Raw genomic sequence first — 20,440 nt, 5'->3', positions numbered from 1 at the left:
AAAACAACGATCAACCGGGCATGCGGACAACCGTTCCGGTGAACCTGTCGGACCGACCGGGCACGATGGGTCGGTGAGTGATGTGCTGGCGACGTTCGGCGCGGCGACCCGGGAGTGGTTCGGCGCCGCGTTCGCCGCGCCCACCGATGCCCAGGCCGGTGCGTGGCGTGCGGTCGGCGCCGGCCGCAACGCCCTGGTGGTCGCACCGACCGGCTCCGGCAAGACCCTCGCCGCGTTCCTCTGGTCGCTGGACCGGCTGGCCCGCGAGCCGGTCCCGGCCGACCCCCGGCACCGCTGCCGGGTGGTCTACGTCAGCCCGCTGAAGGCGCTCGCCGTCGACGTCGAGCGCAACCTGCGCACCCCGCTCACCGGCATGCGGCAGGCGGCGGCCCGGCTGGGCATCCCGCCGCCCGAGATCACCGTCGGGATGCGGACCGGGGACACCCCGGCCGACGAGCGGCGGGCGTTCGCGCGTACCCCGCCGGACATCCTGATCACCACGCCGGAGTCGCTCTTCCTGCTGCTCACCTCCGCCGCCCGGGACTCGCTGCGCGGCGTGCAGACCGTGATCGTCGATGAGGTGCACGCGGTCGCCGGCACCAAGCGCGGCGCCCACCTGGCCCTCTCCCTGGAGCGGCTGGACGCCCTGCTGCCCGCCCCCGCGCAGCGGATCGGGCTCTCCGCCACGGTGCGCCCGATCGACGCCACCGCACGGTTCCTCGGCGGCGCCCGGCCGGTCACGGTGGTGCAGCCCGAGACCGCGAAGACCATCGAGGTCAGCGTGCAGGTGCCGGTCGAGGACATGACCCGGCTGGACGAGCAGGAGGCGCCGGAGGACGAGTTCGGCACCCCGCGCCGCGCGTCGATCTGGCCGGCGGTCGAGGAGCGGGTCTACGACCTGGTCCGGTCGCACCGGTCGACCATCGTCTTCACCAACTCCCGGCGCAGCGCCGAGCGGCTCTGCGCCCGGCTGAACGAGCTGGCCGCCGACGAGGCCGAGTTGGCCCCCGACCCGACCGACGGGGCCGCGGACGGCCGCCCGCCCTTCCCGGGCCGAGCCGGGGACGACCGGCCGCCCTCCACCGGCCGGGCCGGAGACGACCGGCCCGCGCCGGTCCGGCCGGCGGCACCGCCCCGGCTGCCGGCGGAGATCATGGCGCAGTCGGGCGCGGCGATCGGGGCGGCGCCGGTGATCGCCCGGGCGCACCACGGCAGCGTCTCCCGGGAGGAGCGCCGGCACATCGAGGAGGCGCTCAAGTCCGGCCAGTTGCCGGCGGTGGTCGCCACCTCCAGCCTGGAGCTCGGCATCGACATGGGCGCCGTCGACCTGGTGGTGCAGATCGAGGCCCCGCCGAGCGTCGCGGCCGGCCTGCAACGGGTCGGCCGGGCAGGGCACCAGGTCGGCGCGGTCTCCCGGGGCGTGGTCTTCCCCAAGCACCGGGGCGACCTGCTCTCCTGCGCGGTGGTGGCGGAGCGGATGACCGACGGCGCCATCGAGGAGCTGCACTATCCTCGCAACCCGCTGGACGTGCTCGCCCAGCAGATCGTCGCGATGGTCGCCCTCGACGAGTGGCGGGTCGCCGACCTCACCGCGCTGATCCGTCGTGCCGCACCCTTCGCCGAACTGCCCGACTCGGCCCTGCACGCCGTACTCGACATGCTCTCCGGGCGCTACCCGTCCACCGCCTTCGCCGAACTGCGTCCCCGGCTGGTCTGGGACCGGGTCGCCGACCTGCTCACCGGCAGACCCGGCGCGCAACGGCTGGCGGTGACCAGCGGCGGCACCATCCCCGACCGGGGACTTTTCGGGGTCTTCCTGGCCGGTGCCGAGCGGGCCGCCCGAGTGGGTGAGCTGGACGAGGAGATGGTCTACGAGTCCCGGGTCGGCGACGTCTTCCTGCTCGGCTCGTCGTCCTGGCGGATCGAGGACATCACCCCGGACCGGGTGCTGGTCTCGCCCGCACCCGGCCAGGCGGCTCGGATGCCGTTCTGGAAGGGCGACCAGCTCGGCCGCCCGGTCGAGCTGGGCCGGGCGCTCGGCAACCGGCTGCGCGGACTGGTCCGGGCCGACGACGAGGCGGCCCGCGCCGCGCTCCGCTCCGGCGGGTTGGACGACTGGGCCGCCGGCAACCTGGTGGCGTACCTTCGCGAGCAGCAGGCCGCCACCCGCTCGGTGCCGGACGACCGGACGATACTCGTCGAGCGCTTCCGCGACGAGTTGGGCGACTGGCGGCTGGCCGTGCACTGCGTGCTCGGCGCCCGGGTCAACGGGCCGTGGGCGCTGGCCATCGCCCGCCGGCTCACCGAGCGGTACGGCGTCGACGCCCAGGTGGTCCCCTCCGACGACGGCATCGTCGTCCGGCTGCCCGACACCGCCGACGATCCGCCCGGCGCCGAGCTGGTGGCCTTCGACCCCGACGAGATCGCCGCCCTGGTGGAGGAGTCGGTGGGCGGGTCCGCCCTGTTCGCCGCCCGGTTCCGGGAGTGTGCCGCCCGTGCCCTGCTGCTGCCCCGCCGCGACCCGCGCCGCCGCCAGCCGCTCTGGCAGCAGCGTCAACGCGCCGCCCAGCTGCTCGACGTCGCCCGGGAGTACGCCGACTTCCCGATCACCCTGGAGGCGGCCCGGGAGTGCCTCCAGGACGTCTTCGACCTGCCCGGCCTGGTGTCGCTGATGCGGGAGGTGGCCGCCCGCAAAGTCCGGCTGGTCGAGGTGGAGACGCCCCGGCCGTCGCCGTTCGCCCGCTCGCTGCTCTTCGGCTACGTCGGCGCTTTCCTCTACGAGGGTGACGCCCCGCTGGCCGAGCGACGGGCCGCCGCGCTGGCGCTCGACTCGGCCCTGCTCGGCGAGCTGCTCGGCCGGGTCGACCTGCGGGAGCTGCTCGACCCGACGGTGGTGACGGAGACCGAGCGGCAGTTGCGCTGGCTGACCGAGCAGCGCCGGCCCCGGGACGCCGAGGACGCGGTCGAGCTGCTCCGGCTGCTCGGCGACCTCGCCGACGCCGAGCTGGCCGAGCGCGGAGTCGCGCCGGAGTGGCTGACCGGGCTGGCGGCGGCCCGGCGGATCCTCCGGGTCCGGGTCGCCGGTCAGGAGCGCTGGATCGGGGTCGAGGACGCCGGTCGCTACCGGGATGCACTCGGCGTGGCCCTGCCGGTGGGAGTGGCGCAGGCGTACCTCGAACCGGTGGCCGACCCGCTCGGCGATCTCGTCGCCCGGTACGCCCGCACGCACGGCCCCTTCTCCGCAAGCACCTGCGCGGCCCGGTTCGGGCTCGGCGTCTTCGTGGTGGAGCAGACGCTGCGCCGGCTCGGCGCCGACGGGCGGGTGGTCTCCGGCGAGTTCTCGCCGACCGGCGCCGGTCCGGAGTGGTGCGATGCCGAGGTGCTCCGCCTGCTGCGCCGCCGTTCCCTGGCCGCGCTGCGCCGGGAGATCGAGCCGGTGCCGGCCCAGGCGCTGGCCACCTTCCTGCCCCGGTGGCAGCAGGTCGGTGCGGCCGCCCGGGGCGTCGAGGCGGTCGCCGCCGTGGTGGAGCAGTTGCAGGGGGCCGCGGTGCCGGCGTCCGCGCTGGAGAGCCTGGTCCTGCCCGCCCGGGTCGCCGACTACTCCCCCGGCTATCTCGACGAGCTCTGCGCCAGCGGCGAGGTGGTGTGGGCGGGTTCCGGCGCGATCAGCCGGGGCGACGGCTGGGTCACCCTGGCGTACGCCGACAGCGCCGCCCTGCTGTTGCCGCCGCCGGACGAGGCGCTGGCGCTGACCCCGCTGCACGAGGCGGTGTTGGCGGCGCTCGGCGACGGGCAGGCGCTGTTCTTCCGGTCACTGGCCGAACGGGTCGCCGCCGACGGGCGGGTCGCCGGCGCCGCTGCCGCCCCGGTCGACGACGCGACGCTGGTCGGGGTGGTGTGGGAGCTGGTCTGGGCCGGCTGGCTGACCAACGACACCCTGGCGCCGCTGCGCGCCGTACTCGGGGGCGGGGGTGCGCACCGGCCGCGTACCGGCGCGCCCCGGACCCGCTACCGGCGGCCGGGCCGCCCCGCACTGCCGGCCCGGGGCGGGCCACCGACGGTCGCCGGGCGCTGGTCCCGGCTCCCCGGCCGGGACACCGATCCGACCCGACGTGCTGCCGCGCTCGCCGACGTACTGCTGGAACGGCACGGGGTCGTGACCCGGGGAGCGGTGGTCGCCGAGGGAGTGTCCGGCGGCTTCGCCGCGGTCTATCCGGTGCTCTCCGCACTGGAGGAGCGCGGGGCGGCCCGCCGTGGCTACTTCGTCGAGGGGCTCGGCGCGGCACAGTTCGCGGTGCCCGGCGCGGTGGACCGGCTTCGGGCACTCGCCGAGCCGGAGGAGCTGCGCCGTCGGGCCGGCGGGGCCCGGGTGCTGGCCGCCACCGACCCGGCCAACCCGTACGGCGCCGCGCTGCCCTGGCCGGCCCGGGTAGTCGACTCCGGCGACGGCACGGTCGAACCCGACGGCGGTTCCGCCGGTACGGCGACCGGGCACCGGGCCGGGCGTAAGGCGGGTGCCCTGGTGGTGCTGGTCGGCGGCGCGCTGGTGCTCTATGTGGAGCGCGGCGGCCGGACCCTGCTCTCGTTCACCGACGACGGCGAGGCGCTGACCGCCGCCGCCCAGGCGCTCGGCTCGGCGGTCAGCTCCGGCGCGCTCGGTGCACTGGCGGTGGAACGCGCCGACGGTGGTTCGGTGCACGCCTCGCCGCTGCGCGACGCGCTCACCGCCGCCGGCTTCCGGACCACGCCGCGCGGGCTGCGTCTGCGCGGCTGATCCGGAAGGTCTGCCAGCCGGTCCGACCGGATGGCCTTCGCCGATGTGCCGGTGCCCGAGCAGGTCGGCCGGCTCGGCTGAGGCGCCGCGTCCCCTGCAACGTCCCCTTCGCTGACCGGGCCGGTGACCGGCAGTTGCGAGTCGGCCCGCCGAGACCCGAGTTGACTCAGGCTTGGGCGTTTTGCCTCAGGTTTGGGCGTTCGGCCGCGGGTCGGCGGGGCCTAGGTGGGTGAGGCAGGCGAAGGTGTAGGGCAGTTGCCAGCGGATCGGTCACCGTCCGCCGGAGTCGGCCAGGCGGGCGGGGCAGTGAGAAGGCGCACCCCGACCACGGCGTCCGACTCCCCGACTGACTTTCCAGCCAGGTTAGGCTAACCTAACGACACGCCGCGCTCGCGAGTCTGCCGGCGTCGCGTACCGAGAGGTTGGCCAGATGACCGAGCTTTCCACCGCCCCGTCGCTCGTCGCCCCGTGGCGGCTCTTCCCGGCCGAGGTCGTCCGGCTGCACCGGCTGAGCCCGTCCTTCCTCCGGGTCACCTTCACCGGCGACGACTTCGACACCTTCGCCGACCCCGGCTACGACCAGCGGATCAAACTCGTCTTCCCGATCCCGGTGCACGGCTTCCGCCACCTGCCGACCGGCACCGACTGGTACCCGCGCTGGCGGGCCCTCCCCACCGAGCTGCGCAACCCGTTCCGCACCTACACCACCAGGGCGGTACGCCGGGAGGCCCGCGAGGTCGACGTCGACATCGTGCTGCACCCCGACGGCGGCCCGTACGCCGCACACGGACCGGCGGCCCGCTGGGCACTGGCCGCCACACCCGGCGACCGGATCGTCATCATGGGGCCGGACCACGGCTACCTCGGTGATCACGGCGGCCGGGAGTTCCAGCCCGCACTTACCACCCGCACGCTGCTGCTGGCCGGGGACGAGACGGCGGTACCGGCGATCGCCGCGATCGTCGAACGGTTGCCGGCACACTGCCGCGGCGAGGTACTGCTGGAGGTCCCGGACCCGGCCGACGTGCTCGACCTGCCGGCCCCGCCGCTGGTGACCGTGACCTGGCTGCCCCGCTCCGGTGCGGCGCACGGCAGCCTGCTGGTCCCGGCGGTCCGGGCCGCCGCCGAACGGCTCCTCCCGGCGGACCGGCCGACCCGGTCCGACGCCCCGGACGAGGCCGTGGACGACGAGCTGTGGGAGGTGCCGGTCGGCCTGTCCAGCGGCGGGCACTACGCGTGGCTGGCCGGCGAGTCCGGGGTGATCCGGGCGCTGCGCCGGCACCTCGTCTCGGAGCGCGGCCTGGACCGGGAGTCGGTCGCCTTCATGGGCTACTGGCGACTCGGCAAGGCGGACGACGCGGCCTGACGCCAGCCGCGCCCCGGTCAGCACTGCGGGCTCGGCTCAGAGCCGGGGCGCCACCTCCGCGGCGATCAGGTCGAGATGGTCCAGGTCGGCGGTGTCGAGCACCTGGAGGAAGATCGGGCTGGCACGTGCCCGGCGTACTCCCGGAGCTGCTCGACGACCCGCGCTGCTCCGCCGGGCCGCGCCGCCACCGGGGGCTACCCTTCCGGCTGTGCCCGATTACGCATGGCTCAGCCTGACCACCGACTACGGCCTCTCCGACGGGTTCGTGGCCGCCTGTCACGGAGTGGTCGCCCGGATCGCCCCGGCCGTCCGGGTGATCGACGTCAGCCATCTGATCCCGCCCGGGGACATCGCCCGCGGCGCCACCGTACTGGCCCAGACCGTGGAACACCTTCCGCCGGCGGTACACGTGGCGGTGGTCGACCCGGGCGTGGGGACGGCGCGGCGCGGCGTCGCGTTGGGTACCCCCGGCGGACTGCTGGTCGGGCCGGACAACGGGCTGCTCCCCCGGGCCGCGGGCGTACTCGGCGGCATCGTCGAGGCGGTGGAGCTGACCAGTGCGGAATGGTTCCCCGACCCGTCCCGCACCTTCCACGGCCGGGACGTCTTCGCCCCCGCCGCCGCCCGGTTCGCGCTCGGCGCACCCCTGACCGACGCCGGCCCGGCCGTCGACCCCGCGACCCTGGTACGGCTCCCCGAGCCGGTGCTGCTGGAGGGCGACGGCTGGCTGGAGGCCGAGGTGCTGACCGTCGACCATTACGGCAACGTCCAACTCGCCGCCCCCGGCTCCGCACTGCGGCACCTCGGTCCGGTGGTCCGGATCGGTGCGCGCCGGGCGGTCCGGGGCGGCACCTTCGGGGATGCCCCGACCGGCGAACTCGTCGTCTATCCGGACTCGGCCGACCACCTGGCGGTGGCGGTCAACGGAGGCCGCGCCGACGAACTCCTCGGGGTCAGCCCGGGCGCCGTGCTGCGGCTGGAGTGAGCGCCGCGCCGAGCGGCGCCGACCCGGCCCACGCACCGCCTGCGTCGAGCCACCGGACAGCGCCCGGAATCGGCCGGTGGAGCCGAAAAGGATGACAAAACTGTCTACTGTGCCCGCGCCCGGCTGCTGTGAAATGCTTACCGCGTGGGGAAACAAACGATCGATGTCGCCGCCTGCCCATGCTGCGCGCACCGGACCGGCGGCGGCACCTGCCCGATCTGCTTCTGGACCGACGACGGTTCCACCGACCAGAATGCCGGCACCGCCCGGGGCGGCCCCAACGGTGACCTGAGCCTGTCAGACGCCCGGCTCAACTACGCCATCTACGGCGCGAGCCACCCGCGTTACCAGGACGCCGTCCGCCAGCCCCGTCCCGAGGAGTTGCCCTGAACCTGGGTGGGCGGCGGTAGGGCGCGGCTCCGCCGCCACGCCGCCGTCCCCCGAGGGGCCCGCCTCGGCGACCGGCCACCCACAGCCACACCCCCCGGGAGCACCTTCTTCCGCCCGCACGGCTCCGGACGGCCGCGTAGCGACTCCGGACGGGCGCGCAGCGACTCCGGACGGCCGCGTAGCGACTCCGGACGGGCGCGCAGCGACTCCGGTGGCCGCGCGGCGGCTTCGGACGTCCAGCGGCGGTGTGAGCGCGACCGCCCAGCTCACGACCCGCAGCGGAGATCGGCGCGTGCGCGGCCGGTGGGCGTACGGCTGGAGGAGGATGGACGGGTGCCCGAAGGCGACACCGTGTGGAACACCGCCCGTGCGCTGCACCGTGCCCTGGCCGGTGACCGGCTGACCGCCGCCGACTTCCGGGTGCCGCGACTCGCCACCGCCGACCTGACCGGCGCGACCGTGCTGGAGTCCGCCGCGCGGGGCAAGCACCTGCTGCTGCGGCTGCTCACCCGGGACGACGAGGCGCGGCTCACCCTCCACTCCCACCTGCGGATGGACGGAGCCTGGCGGACGTACGCCCCGGGGGAGCGCTGGGCGGCCCGCCCCGCGCACACCATCCGGGTGGTGCTGCGTACCGCCGACGCGGTGGCGGTCGGCTACCACCTGCACGACCTCGCCCTGGTCCCGACCGCCGAGGAACCGTCGCTGGTCGGGCATCTCGGGCCCGACCTCCTCGGGGAGGACTGGGACCCGGCCGAGGCGGTACGCCGGCTCGCCGCCCAGCCGGCCCGGAGCATCGCCGAGGCCCTGCTCGACCAGACCAATCTCGCCGGAATCGGCAACCTCTACAAGTCCGAGCTGCTGTTCCTGCGCGGTGTGTCGCCGTGGACACCGGTCCGGGAGGTGCCGGACCTGCCGGGCATGGTGGCGCTGGCGCACCGGCTGCTGATGGCGAACCGGGGGCGGTGGACGCAGAGCACCACCGGGTCGCTGCACCGGGGCCGGACCAGCTACGTCTACGGCCGCCGGGCCGAGCCGTGCCGCCGGTGCGGCGCGACGATCCGGAAGCGGGAGCAGGACGAGCGGGTCACCTACTGGTGCCCGGTCTGCCAGCCCGAGCCCGGCCGGCGCCTCCCCACCGGCCCCGGCCACCCCACGCACTGATCAGCCGCACCCCCCGGACGCCCCCGCCGCCCGTGTGCCGACCGGCGCCGTGTGCCGACCATCCCGCGCACGACGGTGAGCCCCGACCGACGGTGAGCCCGATGGCCGGACGACGCCGTCGTGTGCCAATCCGAAGTCGAGGCACTCTCACCAGGCTGGTGACCGTATCCAACACTGGCTGTACACGGTTGACTGCTTACGGATCGTCAGCAGCTCACTCCGCAGGCCGGGGCGGACCGGTCGCGGAACTCGGGCGCTGGCGGACGGAGCGATCCGGTCGAGCTGATCTTCCCGGGGAAGGGGTGCGGTCATGTTCAGGAGGTTCGCGGCAAACCGGGCGGCCCGGGCGGAGCAGGCCAGGCGGCAGGGCGGGAACAGCGAGCAGACCGGCACCGGCCGGGCGGGGCCGGTGGTGCCGGCCGCCCGGACCAGCACCGATCCGCTGCCGGCGGCCACCCTGGACCCGACCGCCCCACCGGACTACTTCGGCTTCGTGCCGAACTTCGCGTACAGTCCGCTGCCGGTCTGTGACGGCGACGGGCGGGTGGCGCCGGGCACCGGAATCCGGAAGTTCGTCACCTCGCTGCCCCGGCCCGGCGACACCCCCAACGAGTTGGGCAACCTGATCCCGGTCGCGGTGCCGGACACCACCACCTATCCGGGCTGCGACTACTACGAGATCGGCGTGCAGGAGTACCACCAGCGACTGCACCCCGACCTGCCGCCGACCCGGCTGCGCGGCTACCGGCAGCTCAACAACGGGACCGACGACACCGGGCACAACACCGTGGCCCCACCGGTCCGGCCGTACCATCTCGGGCCGCTGATCCTGGCGCAGCGGGACCGTCCGGTCCGGGTCAAGTACGTCAACCGGCTGCCGGTCGGCGAGGCGGGTGCACTCTTCCTGCCGGTGGACCCGACCCTGCCGGGCGCCGGTACGGGTCCGCTCGGCGGCACCGAGCGCTATCCGCAGAACCGGTCGGCGGTGCACCTGCACGGCGGGCGTACCCCGTGGATCAGCAACGGCGGCCCGGCACAGTGGACGACCCCGGCCGGCGAGTCGACCTCGTACCCGCGCGGCGCCGGCTACGCCAGCGTGCCGGACATGCCCGATCCCGGCGCCGGGGCGAGCACCGCCTACTACCCCAACCAGCAGAGCGGCCGGCTGCTCTGGTTCCACGACCAGGCGGAGGGGATCGCCCGGCTCACCGTCTATTCCGGACAGGTCGGCCTCTACCGGCTGGACGATCCGGTGCAGCGGCAGCTCGTCGACGACGGCGTGCTGCCGGCCGAAGAGATCGTGCTGGTGCTCCAGGACAAGACCTTCGTACCGGACGAGACCCAGCTCGCCGCCGAGGACCCGACCTGGGACGTGGCCCGCTGGGGCGGCCTGGGCAGCCTCTGGTTCCCGCACGTCTACATGCCGAGCCAGAATCCCTACAACGAATCGGGGACGAACCCGATGGGCCGGTGGGACTACGGGCCCTGGTTCTGGCCGCCGTTCACCGGGATCACCCACGGGGCGGCGCCGAACCCGTACTACGACCCGGCCAACCGGCCGTGGCAGCCGCCGGTCCAGCCCGGCACCCCCGCCCCATCGGCGGTGCCGGACGCGTTCCTGGACACCCCGCTGGTCAACGGTGCCGCCTATCCCTACCTGCGGTTGCGGCCGGCGGCGTACCGGTTCCGGATCCTCAACGCCTGCAACGACCGCAGCCTGAACCTCCAGCTCTACTACGCGGCCTCGAACGCGCCGATGTGGCACCCGGACGGCACCCTGCGGGACGGCGACGCCGGCGAGGTGCCGATGGTCGCGGCCCGGCCGAACCCGGACTTCCCGCCGGCCTGGCCGACCGACGGCCGGTGCGGCGGGGTCCCCGACCCGAACGCGGCCGGACCGGACTGGATCCAGATCGGCTCCGAGGGCGGACTGCTGCCGGCGGTGGCGGTGCTGCCCAGCCAGCCGATCAACTACCAGTACAACCGGCGGGACGTGACGGTGCGGGGCGTCACCGAGCACGCCCTGCTGCTCGCCCCCGGCGAGCGCGCCGACGTGGTCGTCGACTTCTCGTCCGTGCCACCCGGGTCGAACCTGATCCTCTACAACGACTGTCCGGCCCCGATGCCCGGCTTCGATCCACGCAACGACCACTACACCGGCGCCCCGGACCGGACCTCGTCGGGCGGGCCGCCGACCACCCGGCCCGGTTACGGTCCGAACACCCGGACCCTGATGCAGATCCAGGTGGTCGGCACGCCGGCCCCGCCGTTCGACACCGACCGGCTCCGGGTCGCGCTCCCCCGGGCGTACGGGGAGAGCCAGCCCCCGCCGATCGTGCCGCAGAAGGCGTACGACGCCGCGTTCGGCACCGCCACGCCCCGGAACACGTACGTCCCGATCGACGACACCTCGATCACCTTCACCCCGTACGGCGGGGGTACGCCGGTGACCCTGCCGCTGCGGCCCAAGGCGATCGTGGCCGACTTCGACCCCGAGTACGGCCGGATGAACTTCCTGCTCGGCACCGAGCTGCCGAAGACCAGCTCGCTGATCCAGACCACCATCCCGCTGACCCGGATCGACCCGCCGACCGAGGTGCTGCTCCCCTCCGACCCGGCCGCCCCGGTCGGCTCCCCCGGCGACAACACCCAGCTCTGGAAGATCACCCACAACGGGATGGACACCCAGTCCATCCACTTCCACCACGTCAACGTCCAGCTCGTCAACCGGGTCGGCCGGGACGGGGCGATCAAGCCGCCGGAGCCGAACGAGGTCGGCTGGAAGGACACCGTCCGGATGAATCCGTTCGAGGCGACGGTGGTGGCGATCCGGCCGACGCTGCCCGAGCCGCTGCCGTTCACCGTCCCGGACAGCACCCGGCTGCACGACCCCACCCGGCCGGCCGGGACGTCGGACGGATACACCCAGGTCAACCCGGAGACCGGCGAGCCGGCCGCGGTGACCAACCGGGTACACAACTTCGGTTGGGAGTACGTCTGGCACTGCCAGCTACTCGGCCACGCCGACGCCCAGATGGCCCGGCCGATGGTGCTGCGGTTCTCGCCGGCCGCGCCGACCGGGCTCGCCGCCAGGCCGGAACCCGGCTCCGCGACCGTACTCCCGGCGATCGTGCTGGCCTGGACGGACAACTCCCGGCCGCCGGCCGGCACGGGTACGGCGGCACCGCCGGCCACCGGCAGCCTGGTGCAGCGGGCCACCGACGCCGGCTTCACCCGGGACCGGCGCACCTTCGCCGTCCCGGCCGGCGACAACCGGTACGTCGACTCGACCGTCGTCCCCGGGCGCACCTACTACTACCGGGTCCGGGCGGAGAACAGCGTCGCCCACTCGGCGTACTCGAACCCGGCCAGCGCGATGGTGCAGCTACGGCCGCCGACCGGGCTGGTCGCCACGGTGGCGAGCGGGCCGCCGCTGCGGGTCAACCGGGGTTGGGTGAACCGGTCCTTCGCCACCACGGTGGACCTGCAACGGGCCACCAACCCGACCTTCACCAGCGGGCTGGTCACCAGTACCGTCCCGGTCACCGGAAGCTGCCCGGACCCACGGGTCGCCCCGGACACCACCTACTACTACCGGGTCCGCACCTGCTATCTCGGCGCCACGTCACCGTGGTCGAACGTCTCCACTGTGGTCACCCCGGCGGTGCCGGCGGCCCCGACCGACCTCGCGGTGACGCTCGACGGTGTGGCCGGCGGCCAGCGCGGGGTCAGCGTGGTGCTGAGCTGGGCCGTCCCGCTGACCAGCGTGGTCGGCGGATTCAGACTGCACCGGGCCACCGACTCCGGCTTCACCACCGGGGTGGCGACGTTGCCGGTGCCGGGCGCGGCCCGCTCGTTCACCGACACCGGGCTGGCCCGCGACACCGTCTACCACTACCGCATCCAGGCCGGCAACGCCGCCGGCACCTCCGTGGTCAGCCGCTCGGTCTCGATCCGTACGCCGGCCTGACGCCTCACCGGCCCGGCCCGATAGCACGACGACCGGCGCCGTCAGGACATCGCCTGGGTCGGGCCGGTACGGGAGCGCAGGTCCGCCAGGCCAGCGGCCACGCCCCGGAGCAGGTCGGTCGCCTCGGTGAGCCGGGTCACCGAGGAGTTGTCGTCGTACTCGCGGCCGTCCTCGGCCACGAAACGCGCCGCCGCCGCCACCAGCCGCTCGTACGCCGACACACCGCTGTCGAGCTGCACGGTCAGGTGCCGGTGCGCGGCATCCAGCTCGGCCCGGGTCTCGGCCGGAGCCACCCGTACCGCCCGGTCCACACTGGCCACCCGTTCGGCGAGGTCCCGAAGCGACTGCTCCGCCACGGCCGCCTCCAGCACGGCCGGGCCGGCGGGACCGGTCAGCCGGCCGGCGAGCCCCGCCATCGTCGTGGCCGCCTGATCCAGCCGGGCCCACGGCTCGGCCGCGGACGAGCCGCGCAGGGCGACCCGGGCACGCTGCCGGCGTACCTCGGCGAGGGCCTGACGCCCGGCGGGCAGCCGCTCGACCGCGGCGACCAGCCGGGCGCGGACCTGTTCCGGGGAGACCGGCTCGGGAGCCGGCGGCACCGGCTGCGCGGCCAGCGCGCGGAGGTCCGCCCAGCGCCAGACGGCGAGCATCACCGAACCGCCGGCCGCCGCCGCCCAGGCCGCGTCCGGCAGTCCCAGCCCCTGGTAGGGGGTGAGGATCGCCGCCGCCCCGCCGAGGCCACCCGCGAGCACGCTCCACCGCCGCACCGACCGGCGCAGGCTCCGCAGCCGGCGCAGGTGGCGGGTTCGCAGATCCGCCATCTCGACCTCACTCCCCGACGGCCGCCGGTCCGGCCGGCGGCTCCGCTCCCCCTATGGTCGCCGGCCAGAGCCGGCGCCCTATGGCCGCCGGCCAGAGCCGGCGGCATCCCGCGTTCGCCGGATCGCGCCGGCTCAGCCGGCGGCGCTGCCGCCGCCGGCCTGCTTGTCCCGGCCCATGCTGGCCCGGATCTCGTCCAGCCGGGCCACCCCGGCCGGGTCGGCTGCCGGAACCGCCGGCTCGACCGCCGGGCTGGTGGTCCCGCCGGCCAGCTTCTCGCCGGCCATGCTGGACCGGATCTGCTCCAGCCGGGACGCGCCGGCCAGGTCGAGGGTGGACTTCTGGATCTCCAGCATCCGGCCCTCGACGGAGTTGCCGGCCAGCTCGGCCCGGCCCATCGCGTTGGCGTAGCGCCGTTCGATCCGGTCCCGCACCTCGTCGAGCGAGGGGGTGTTGCCCGGCGCGGCGAGCGCCGACATCGACTCCAGCGACTTGGCCACGCTCTCCTGCATCTTGGCCTGCTCAAGCTGGCTGAGCAGCTTGGCCCGCTCGGCCAGCTTCTGCTGGAGGATCATCGAGTTGTTCTCGACCGCCCGGCGCGCCTGGGCGGCGGCACCGATCGCCTGGTCGTGCAGGGTCTTGAGATCCTCGGTCGACTGCTCGGCGGCGACGAGCTGGGTGGCGACGGTCTGCGCACTCTGCTCGTATTTCGTCGCCTCGGTCTCGTCACCGGCGGCCCGGGCCCGGTCGGCGAGCACCAGCGCCTGGCGGGCCATCCCCTGCAACCGCTCGACCTCGGACATCTGCCGGGACAGCCGCATCTCCAGCTGGCGCTGGTTGCCGATGACCGCCGCGGCCTGCTGGACCAGCGCCTGGTGCTGGCGCTGCGCCTCCTCGATGGCCTGCTGGATCTGCACCTTGGGATCGGCGTACTCATCGATCTTGGCGCCGAACAGCGCCATCATGTAGCGCCAGCCCTTGACGAACGGGTTCGCCATCTCCCGGTATCCCCTCAGTGTCATCAGTCCGGTGGCCGTGTCTGCCGGCCCAGGAAGGCGCCCGCGCGACAGGATCTCCATCGTCCCAGGATCGCGCCACCCCGGCATACGACCTCAGGGGGATATCCACCGGATATGCCGCTAGGGGCCCACCGTAACGCGGTAGGCCCCGGCGAGCCACACCTTCAGCGACGCCGTGCGCCCTGACGCGCCGGTCAGTCGATGCCCGGGCCGGTCAGCCGACGCGGCGGAAGGCCCGGGCGGGGCCGGGCGCTCGGTCGGGTGGAGTCAGCCGACGCAGACGACGTCCCGGTCGGAGCTGGCGGTCGGGCGGATCCGGCGGGTGGTCCGCAGGGTCGCCTTGAGCGGCGATTCCTGCCGTACCGTCACCGAAACGGTGCCATCGGACGCGATCTGCCGTACCGGCTCGGCGCCGAGCTGGTGCACGCCGCCCTCGGCGAGGGTACGCAGGGCCCGGTCGGCCAGCGCCGGCCCGACCAGGGACGCCTCGACCCGCGCCGACTGCGCGGCGGGCTCGGTGCGGGCCGGTTCGGCCGCCGCGGCCTGCCGGGCCGGCTCGGCGGTGCGGGGCTGGCGTACGGGCTCGGCGGTGGCCGGCTGGCGGGCCGGCTCTGCCGTGCCGGACTGCCGGACCGGTTCCGGGTACCTCGACGCGGCCCGCGCGGCCTGCTCGGCCGGTCCGCCGGAGTCCGGGCGCCTCGCCCCGTCCCGCCCGGATACCGGGCTCTCCTGGACCGGCACCAGCACCCCGGGCAGCCCCTCGGCCACCTCGACGGTGTCACTCACGTCGCGGAGCAGTTCGGAGAGCCGGGCACCCAGCGCGTCGCAGATGGCGGCCAGCAGTTCGCTCGACGCTTCCTTCTGGCCCCGCTCGATCTCGGAGAGGTAGCCCAAGCTGACGTTGGCGGCGGAGGAGACCTCGCGCAGGGTCCGGTGCTGCCCCTGCCGACGCGCCCGTAGCGCGTCACCGATCACCCGGCGTAGCAGGACCATCGCACCTCCCGTGTCGCGGGCTCGGATCCTCCCGGACGTCGGACCGGCGCCGTCACCTCGACCCCGCCGCGATACGGCGGAATCGACCTCGCCGCGACACGCGGCGTCGATCCGGCCGCGCTGCGGCGGTGACCGCGACGTCGACTGCCCGAGCCTTCCCGCAACCGTACCCGGTGCGGCCGCCGACGACATCCCGCCCCGCCACTCCGCTCCTCCTCCCCGCTCGTCCGCCGGCACCCCCGCACCGGCACCGGCCAGCCCGGCAAGAGGGGATCAGTGCTGGTGACAACCGGTCGGCTGCCGTACCGGCCGGGTGCCGACCCGGGACATCCGGCCGGACCAACCCGCCGGCAGGCGAGTGGAAATCAGCACTCGCCGTCGACCGGGCTCTCGTCGGCCTCGGCGTGCAGCCGCTCGGCGAGCAGGTGCAGGGCGCCGCTCACCGCCCCGATCCGGATCCGCAGCCGGTTGCCGTCGAGGTCGAGTCGGCGTACGACGGTGCCGGAGGGTCCGGCCGCCGCCACGAAGACGAGCCCGACCGGCTTGCCGTCCTGCGGCTCCGGGCCGGCGACCCCGGTGGTGGCGAGACACCAGTCAGCGCCGCAGCGCGCCCGGCCCCCCTCGGCCAGCGCCACCGCCACCTCCGGGTCGACCGCGCCCCGCTCGGCGAGCAGCTCGGCCGGTACGCCCACCAGCGACGACTTCAACTCGGTCGCGTACACCACCAGGCCGCCCCGGAACACGCTGCTGACCCCGGCGATGTCGACGATCGTGGCGGCCAGCAGGCCACCGGTGAGCGACTCCACCACCGCCAGGGTGGCGCCCCGGTCGACGAGCGCGTGTACGACCGCCGCGGCCCCGTTGTCGGCTGCCCGTGCCGGGTCGTCCATCGATCCTCCTCCGGTCAGGCGGTGTCTGTCGCGTGTCGATCTGTAGCCCGTCGCACTGTTCGTGGCCGGTCGAGCGGATGCGTGTCCGGCACGCCGTCAGGGCGCGGCGCGCCGCAGCCGCAGCGCCCGGACCACGTAGTCGAGCCCGGTCAGCACGGTCACCACCACGGCGACGCCGAGGATCCAGGGCCCGACCCAGGTCACGCTCTCCGGCACCGGCCAGAGATACCAGACGATGGCCAGGATCTGGACGGCGGTCTTGGCCTTGCCGCCCCGGCTGGCCGCGATGACGCCATACCTGATCACCCAGAACCGCATCAGAGTGATGCCGAACTCGCGGACCAGGATGAGTACGGTGATCCACCCGGGGATACGGTCATACCAGGACAGTAAGACCAGAGCGGTGCCGGTCAGCGCCTTGTCGGCGATCGGGTCGGCCACCTTGCCGAACGAGGTGACCAGCGCCCAGCGCCGGGCGATCCAGCCGTCGACCAGATCCGTCACCGAGGCGACGGCGAAGGTCAGGCAGGCGGCCACCCGCCAGCCGGAGTGCACCATCCCGGAACTGATCACCAGCCCGACGAAGACCGGTACCAGCGCCAGCCGGAGCGCGGTGAGCCCGTTGGCGGCGTTGACCACCGGGACCGGACCGACCCGACCGGAGGGCGCCGGATCGACGGCCGCCGCCGCCCGGCCCGGCTCGGCACCCCCGCCACCCCGGCCCGCCCCGGAGCCGACCGTGCCGGCCGGCACCGGCGGGCCCGGTACCGGATCCGCCGCCTCGGTCACGACGGCGTCCCGCCGCCGAGGCCGGCGCACCGGCGGTACGCTCCCGACGGGACCGTCGCTGCCACCCTGGTCACCCCGCCCCACGCGGCGCCGCCGACACCATCTCCTCCGGTACGGCCACCAGGTCCACGCCCTCGGTGCCGGTGACCCTGGCCCGGACCAGGTCGCCCGGGCGTAACGCGGCCAGGTCGACCCCGCCGCCGATCGGGGCGACCAGGGTGGTCGAGCCGTCCACCTCCGGTGCCTGGTGGGCCGCCCGGCCCTCCACCACACCGCCGTGCACCGAGTCGACCAGCACCTCCACGGCCGCGCCGAGCCGCTCCTCGGCGCGCTGGGAGCAGAGCTCGTCGGCGAGCGCGGAGAGCCGGTCGTAGCGGCGCTTGACCGTGGCCGGCGACACCTTGCCGGGCAGGCCGGCGGCCTCGGTGCCGTCCTCGTCGCTGTAGTCGAAGACGCCGATCGCGTCCAGCCGGGCGTCGGTGAGGAAGCGCTCCAGCTCCTTCACGTCCGCCCGGGTCTCGCCGGGGAAGCCGACGATCACGTTGCTCCGGGCCCCGGCGTCGGGGGCGAACTCCCGCACCGACGCGAGCAGTTCGAGGAACCGGTCGGTCGAGCCGAACCGGCGCATCCGGCGCAACACCGCCTCGCTGGAGTGCTGGAACGAGAGGTCGAAGTAGGGCGCCACGCCCGGTGTGGTGGCGATCACCTCGACCAGTCCCGGTCGGGTCTCCGCCGGTTGCAGGTAGCTGGCCCGGACCCGGACGATGCCGTCGACCGCGGCGAGCTGCGGCAGCAGCTTCTCCAGCAGCCGGGGGTCGCCGAGATCCTTGCCGTACGAGGTGGAGTTCTCGCTGACCAGTACCAGCTCCCGGACACCCGAACGGGCCAGCCACTCCGCCTCGGCGAGCAGCTCGTCCGGGGTACGCGAGACGAAGGCGCCGCGGAACGTCGGGATGGCGCAGAACGCGCAACGCCGGTCGCAGCCACTGGCCAGCTTCAGCGAGGCGACCGGACCGGAGTCGAGCCGGTGCCGCAGCACCGGGCGCAGGTGCGCGGGAGTGTGCTCGTCGGCCACCAGCGTGCCGCCGGCCGGCCGGGTGGCGGTCCCGCCGTGCCCCGGCACCACCACCGCTCCGCCCTGCCGGGCCACCGGGGTCAGCGGCAGCAGTTCGCGCCGGTCCCGGGGAGTGTGCGCGGGGAGCTGCTTGCCGGCCAGCACATCGTCGAGCCGGGCCGAGATGTCGGGATAGTCGTCGAAGCTGAGCACCGCACCGGCCTCGGGCATGCCGTCGGCGAGCTCCCGGCCGTACCGCTCGGCCATGCAGCCCGCCGCCACGACCTTGGCCCCGGTGTCGGCGGCGGCGAGCAACGTCTGGATCGAGTCCTGCTTGGCCTTCTCCACGAAGCCGCAGGTGTTGACGAGCACCACGTCGGCGCCCTCGCCGTCGGTGGTCACCTGCCAGCCGTCGGCGTGCAGCCGGGCGGCCAACTCCTCCGAGTCGACCTCGTTACGGGCACAGCCGAGGGTGAGTAGCGCGACCCGGCGGCCGGCGGTCGAGGAGGGGGAAGTGGCAGACACCATCCGAGCCTACCGGGACGGCTGGACGGCCCGGCCACGGCGGCTGCCCCCGCGCCGGGCGCGTCACCCCGGCCCGGCACCCCGAGCCGGCGGCGCCCCACCGGCCGGCTCGGCCGCCGGCCGGGTCAGCCGGTCGAGCAGGAACGCCTCGCTGCCGGCCAGGCCGACCGAGCAGAAGACGGTCACCTGGTCCGCCGTGGTCCGGCCGGGGAGCGCGCCGGCCAGCACCGCGCCCAGCGCCCGCAACCGCCCGGCGTACGCCCCGACGGTGCCGAGCATCGGCGGGTCGTACCCGCCGGCCTGGGCCAGCGAGTCGGTGACCAGCAGATCCGCCCGGTCCAGCAGGTCGGGGCCGAACTCCGCCCGGCCCACCTGCTTGTGGCCGATGGTGTTGAGGTGACTGCCGGGGCTCAGGTCGGCGGCCGAGATCACCGGTGTGGGGCTGGTGGTGGCGAGCACCACCACGTCGCGGTCGCGTACCGCCTCCGGGGCGGTGCAGACCGCCCGGGCCGGGATGTCCAGTTCGGCCCGGACCCGGGCGGCGAACTTCTCCCGCCCGGCCGGGGTACGACAGAAGACGGTGACCTCCCGCAGCCGGCGTACCGCCGCGATCGCCCAGACCTGCGCCCACGCCTGGCCACCGGCACCGACCACTCCCAGCGTGGTCGCGTCCGGCCGGGCGAGCGCGTCCACCGCCACCCCGCCGAGCGCCCCGGTACGCCGGGACCCGATCTCCTCGCCGACCGCGATCGCCCGGACCCGCCCGGTACCGGCCTCGTGCAGGGCCACCACCTGTTCGCCCTCGGCATGCCCGAAGGTGTCGTACGAGCGGAAGCCGTACCACTCGCCGGTGAGCTGCCCGGCGGTGAAGACCAGCCGGCCGCCGGCCAGCGGCGCGGCCACCCGGGGCGGGGCGACGAGCCGGCCCCGGTGCGCCGCCAGCAGCGCGTCCCGGATCGCCCGTACCGCCGTTGCCGGGTCCAGCCGGGCCGCCACCTCGGCGTCGGTGATGAACTGGGTCATCAGCGGATTCTGATACTTCAACCGCGGTTCAGGTCAACCACCGGTTCGCGGCGCCGGGCTCCGGCTGTGTCGCCGGCTCGGGAGATGCCACCGGCTCCGGACGCGATCCCGGCTCCGGGCGTGACCCCGATTCCGGGCGTGACCCCGGCTCCGGGCGTGACCCCGATTCCGGACGTGACCCCGGCTCCGGGCGTGACCCCGATTCCGGACGTGACCCCGGCTCCGGTGCCGGGAAGGGGTGCCGGAGGGTGAACGCGTCCGGGGTCGGGCCGGTGCGGGCGAGCCGGTCCAGCCGGGCCCAGGCGTCGGCCAGGGTCGGCAGCTCGCCGGCCGGCAGCCACCAGAGCACCAGGTGCGGATCGGCGCCGGCCGGATGGAACCACTCCCGGCGGCGGCGCAGCGACTCCAGGTGCGGGCTGCGGTAGGCGTAGTCGCGCAGCGCCGGCACCGACTCCCAGACCGTGAGGTTGACCAGCACGTCCGGCCCGAACGGGCGCAGCGCGGTGGCGTCGTCGCTGCCGCCGTCCTCGTCACGCAGCCGCCAGACGAATCCCGGGGAGGTGTCGGCGAGCCCGTTCAGCGTCGGCAGGTCGGCGACGAAGTCGGCCATCAGCGAGTCGTCCAGCGGCGCACGCAGCCGGGCGATGTTGAGTTGGGCAAGGTGAAAGGCCATGTCCGC

Annotated in this window: 13 protein-coding genes and 1 pseudogene; 6 read left to right on the top strand and 8 right to left on the bottom strand. The window is 74.8% G+C overall.

Translation table 11 applies throughout. The features are described 5' to 3' along the window. Positions 1–82 precede the first annotated feature (82 nt). The 6 genes from AAH979_RS02040 to AAH979_RS02015 all read left to right on the top strand — a co-directional run bounded on the left by AAH979_RS02040 (position 83) and on the right by AAH979_RS02015 (position 12,649). Positions 83–4,774, top strand: a complete 4,692-nt coding sequence (locus tag AAH979_RS02040; RefSeq protein ID WP_346256306.1) for a DEAD/DEAH box helicase — start codon at positions 83–85, stop codon at positions 4,772–4,774. Between the two features lie 430 nt (positions 4,775–5,204). Continuing rightward, on the top strand, positions 5,205–6,140 hold the full coding sequence (locus tag AAH979_RS02035) for a siderophore-interacting protein (RefSeq protein ID WP_346256027.1): 936 nt from the start codon (positions 5,205–5,207) through the stop codon (positions 6,138–6,140). A gap of 208 nt (positions 6,141–6,348) precedes the next feature. Further along, the gene (locus AAH979_RS02030) at positions 6,349–7,125 is read left to right on the top strand and encodes an SAM-dependent chlorinase/fluorinase (protein ID WP_346256026.1); all 777 of its coding nucleotides are present in this window, start codon (positions 6,349–6,351) and stop codon (positions 7,123–7,125) included. A 144-nt stretch (positions 7,126–7,269) separates the two neighbouring features. After that, positions 7,270–7,515 (top strand): CPCC family cysteine-rich protein, encoded by a 246-nt coding sequence (locus tag AAH979_RS02025; protein WP_346256025.1) that lies wholly within the window; start codon positions 7,270–7,272, stop codon positions 7,513–7,515. Positions 7,516–7,848: 333 nt separating this feature from the next. Then, positions 7,849–8,679 carry a DNA-formamidopyrimidine glycosylase family protein gene (locus AAH979_RS02020; RefSeq protein WP_346256024.1) on the top strand — a complete coding sequence of 277 codons (831 nt, stop codon included), beginning with the start codon at positions 7,849–7,851 and terminating at the stop codon, positions 8,677–8,679. A gap of 310 nt (positions 8,680–8,989) precedes the next feature. Then, positions 8,990–12,649: a multicopper oxidase domain-containing protein gene (locus AAH979_RS02015; protein WP_346256023.1), complete on the top strand. Its 3,660-nt coding sequence runs from the start codon at positions 8,990–8,992 to the stop codon at positions 12,647–12,649. 41 nt (positions 12,650–12,690) lie between these two features. Here AAH979_RS02015 and AAH979_RS02010 read toward each other — a convergent pair whose 3' ends face one another. From AAH979_RS02010 to AAH979_RS01975, 8 genes and pseudogenes are all read right to left on the bottom strand, one after another. Further along, entirely contained in the window at positions 12,691–13,470 is a 780-nt protein-coding gene (locus AAH979_RS02010) for a hypothetical protein (protein ID WP_346256022.1), read from the bottom strand. A gap of 132 nt (positions 13,471–13,602) precedes the next feature. Beyond that, positions 13,603–14,466: a PspA/IM30 family protein gene (locus AAH979_RS02005; protein WP_346256021.1), complete on the bottom strand. Its 864-nt coding sequence runs from the start codon at positions 14,464–14,466 to the stop codon at positions 13,603–13,605. Positions 14,467–15,213: 747 nt separating this feature from the next. After that, positions 15,214–15,480, bottom strand: a pseudogene (locus AAH979_RS02000) (helix-turn-helix transcriptional regulator); the annotation flags it as partial. Between the two features lie 365 nt (positions 15,481–15,845). Next, a complete protein-coding gene (locus tag AAH979_RS01995; RefSeq protein WP_346256020.1) occupies positions 15,846–16,370 on the bottom strand; it encodes a CinA family protein in 525 nt (174 codons plus the stop codon). 96 nt (positions 16,371–16,466) lie between these two features. Next, positions 16,467–17,009 carry a CDP-diacylglycerol--glycerol-3-phosphate 3-phosphatidyltransferase gene (pgsA, locus tag AAH979_RS01990; RefSeq protein ID WP_346256305.1) on the bottom strand — a complete coding sequence of 181 codons (543 nt, stop codon included), beginning with the start codon at positions 17,007–17,009 and terminating at the stop codon, positions 16,467–16,469. A 220-nt stretch (positions 17,010–17,229) separates the two neighbouring features. Continuing rightward, positions 17,230–18,741, bottom strand: a complete 1,512-nt coding sequence (gene rimO / locus AAH979_RS01985) for a 30S ribosomal protein S12 methylthiotransferase RimO (RefSeq protein ID WP_346256019.1) — start codon at positions 18,739–18,741, stop codon at positions 17,230–17,232. A 60-nt stretch (positions 18,742–18,801) separates the two neighbouring features. Beyond that, the gene (locus tag AAH979_RS01980; protein ID WP_346256018.1) at positions 18,802–19,761 is read right to left on the bottom strand and encodes an ornithine cyclodeaminase family protein; all 960 of its coding nucleotides are present in this window, start codon (positions 19,759–19,761) and stop codon (positions 18,802–18,804) included. A 28-nt stretch (positions 19,762–19,789) separates the two neighbouring features. Next, entirely contained in the window at positions 19,790–20,434 is a 645-nt protein-coding gene (locus AAH979_RS01975) for a DUF3291 domain-containing protein (RefSeq protein ID WP_346256017.1), read from the bottom strand. Positions 20,435–20,440: the final 6 nt, after the last annotated feature.

It is taken from the genome of Plantactinospora sp. ZYX-F-223 (assembly GCF_039649625.1).
GTDB lineage: Bacteria > Actinomycetota > Actinomycetes > Mycobacteriales > Micromonosporaceae > Plantactinospora.
This window is presented reverse-complemented; position numbering and strand designations above follow the sequence as displayed.

Bases quoted from the DNA above. Each gene is read 5' to 3' on its own strand.
- AAH979_RS02015 (WP_346256023.1), top strand. From the start codon at position 8,990: ATGTTCAGGAGGTTCGCGGCAAACCGGGCGGCCCGGGCGGAGCAGGCC.
- rimO (WP_346256019.1), bottom strand. From the start codon at position 18,741: ATGGTGTCTGCCACTTCCCCCTCCTCGACCGCCGGCCGCCGGGTCGCG.
- AAH979_RS01995 (WP_346256020.1), bottom strand. From the start codon at position 16,370: ATGGACGACCCGGCACGGGCAGCCGACAACGGGGCCGCGGCGGTCGTA.
- AAH979_RS02005 (WP_346256021.1), bottom strand. From the start codon at position 14,466: ATGGCGAACCCGTTCGTCAAGGGCTGGCGCTACATGATGGCGCTGTTC.
- AAH979_RS01980 (WP_346256018.1), bottom strand. From the start codon at position 19,761: ATGACCCAGTTCATCACCGACGCCGAGGTGGCGGCCCGGCTGGACCCG.
- AAH979_RS01975 (WP_346256017.1), bottom strand. From the start codon at position 20,434: ATGGCCTTTCACCTTGCCCAACTCAACATCGCCCGGCTGCGTGCGCCG.
- AAH979_RS02010 (WP_346256022.1), bottom strand. From the start codon at position 13,470: ATGGCGGATCTGCGAACCCGCCACCTGCGCCGGCTGCGGAGCCTGCGC.
- AAH979_RS02035 (WP_346256027.1), top strand. From the start codon at position 5,205: ATGACCGAGCTTTCCACCGCCCCGTCGCTCGTCGCCCCGTGGCGGCTC.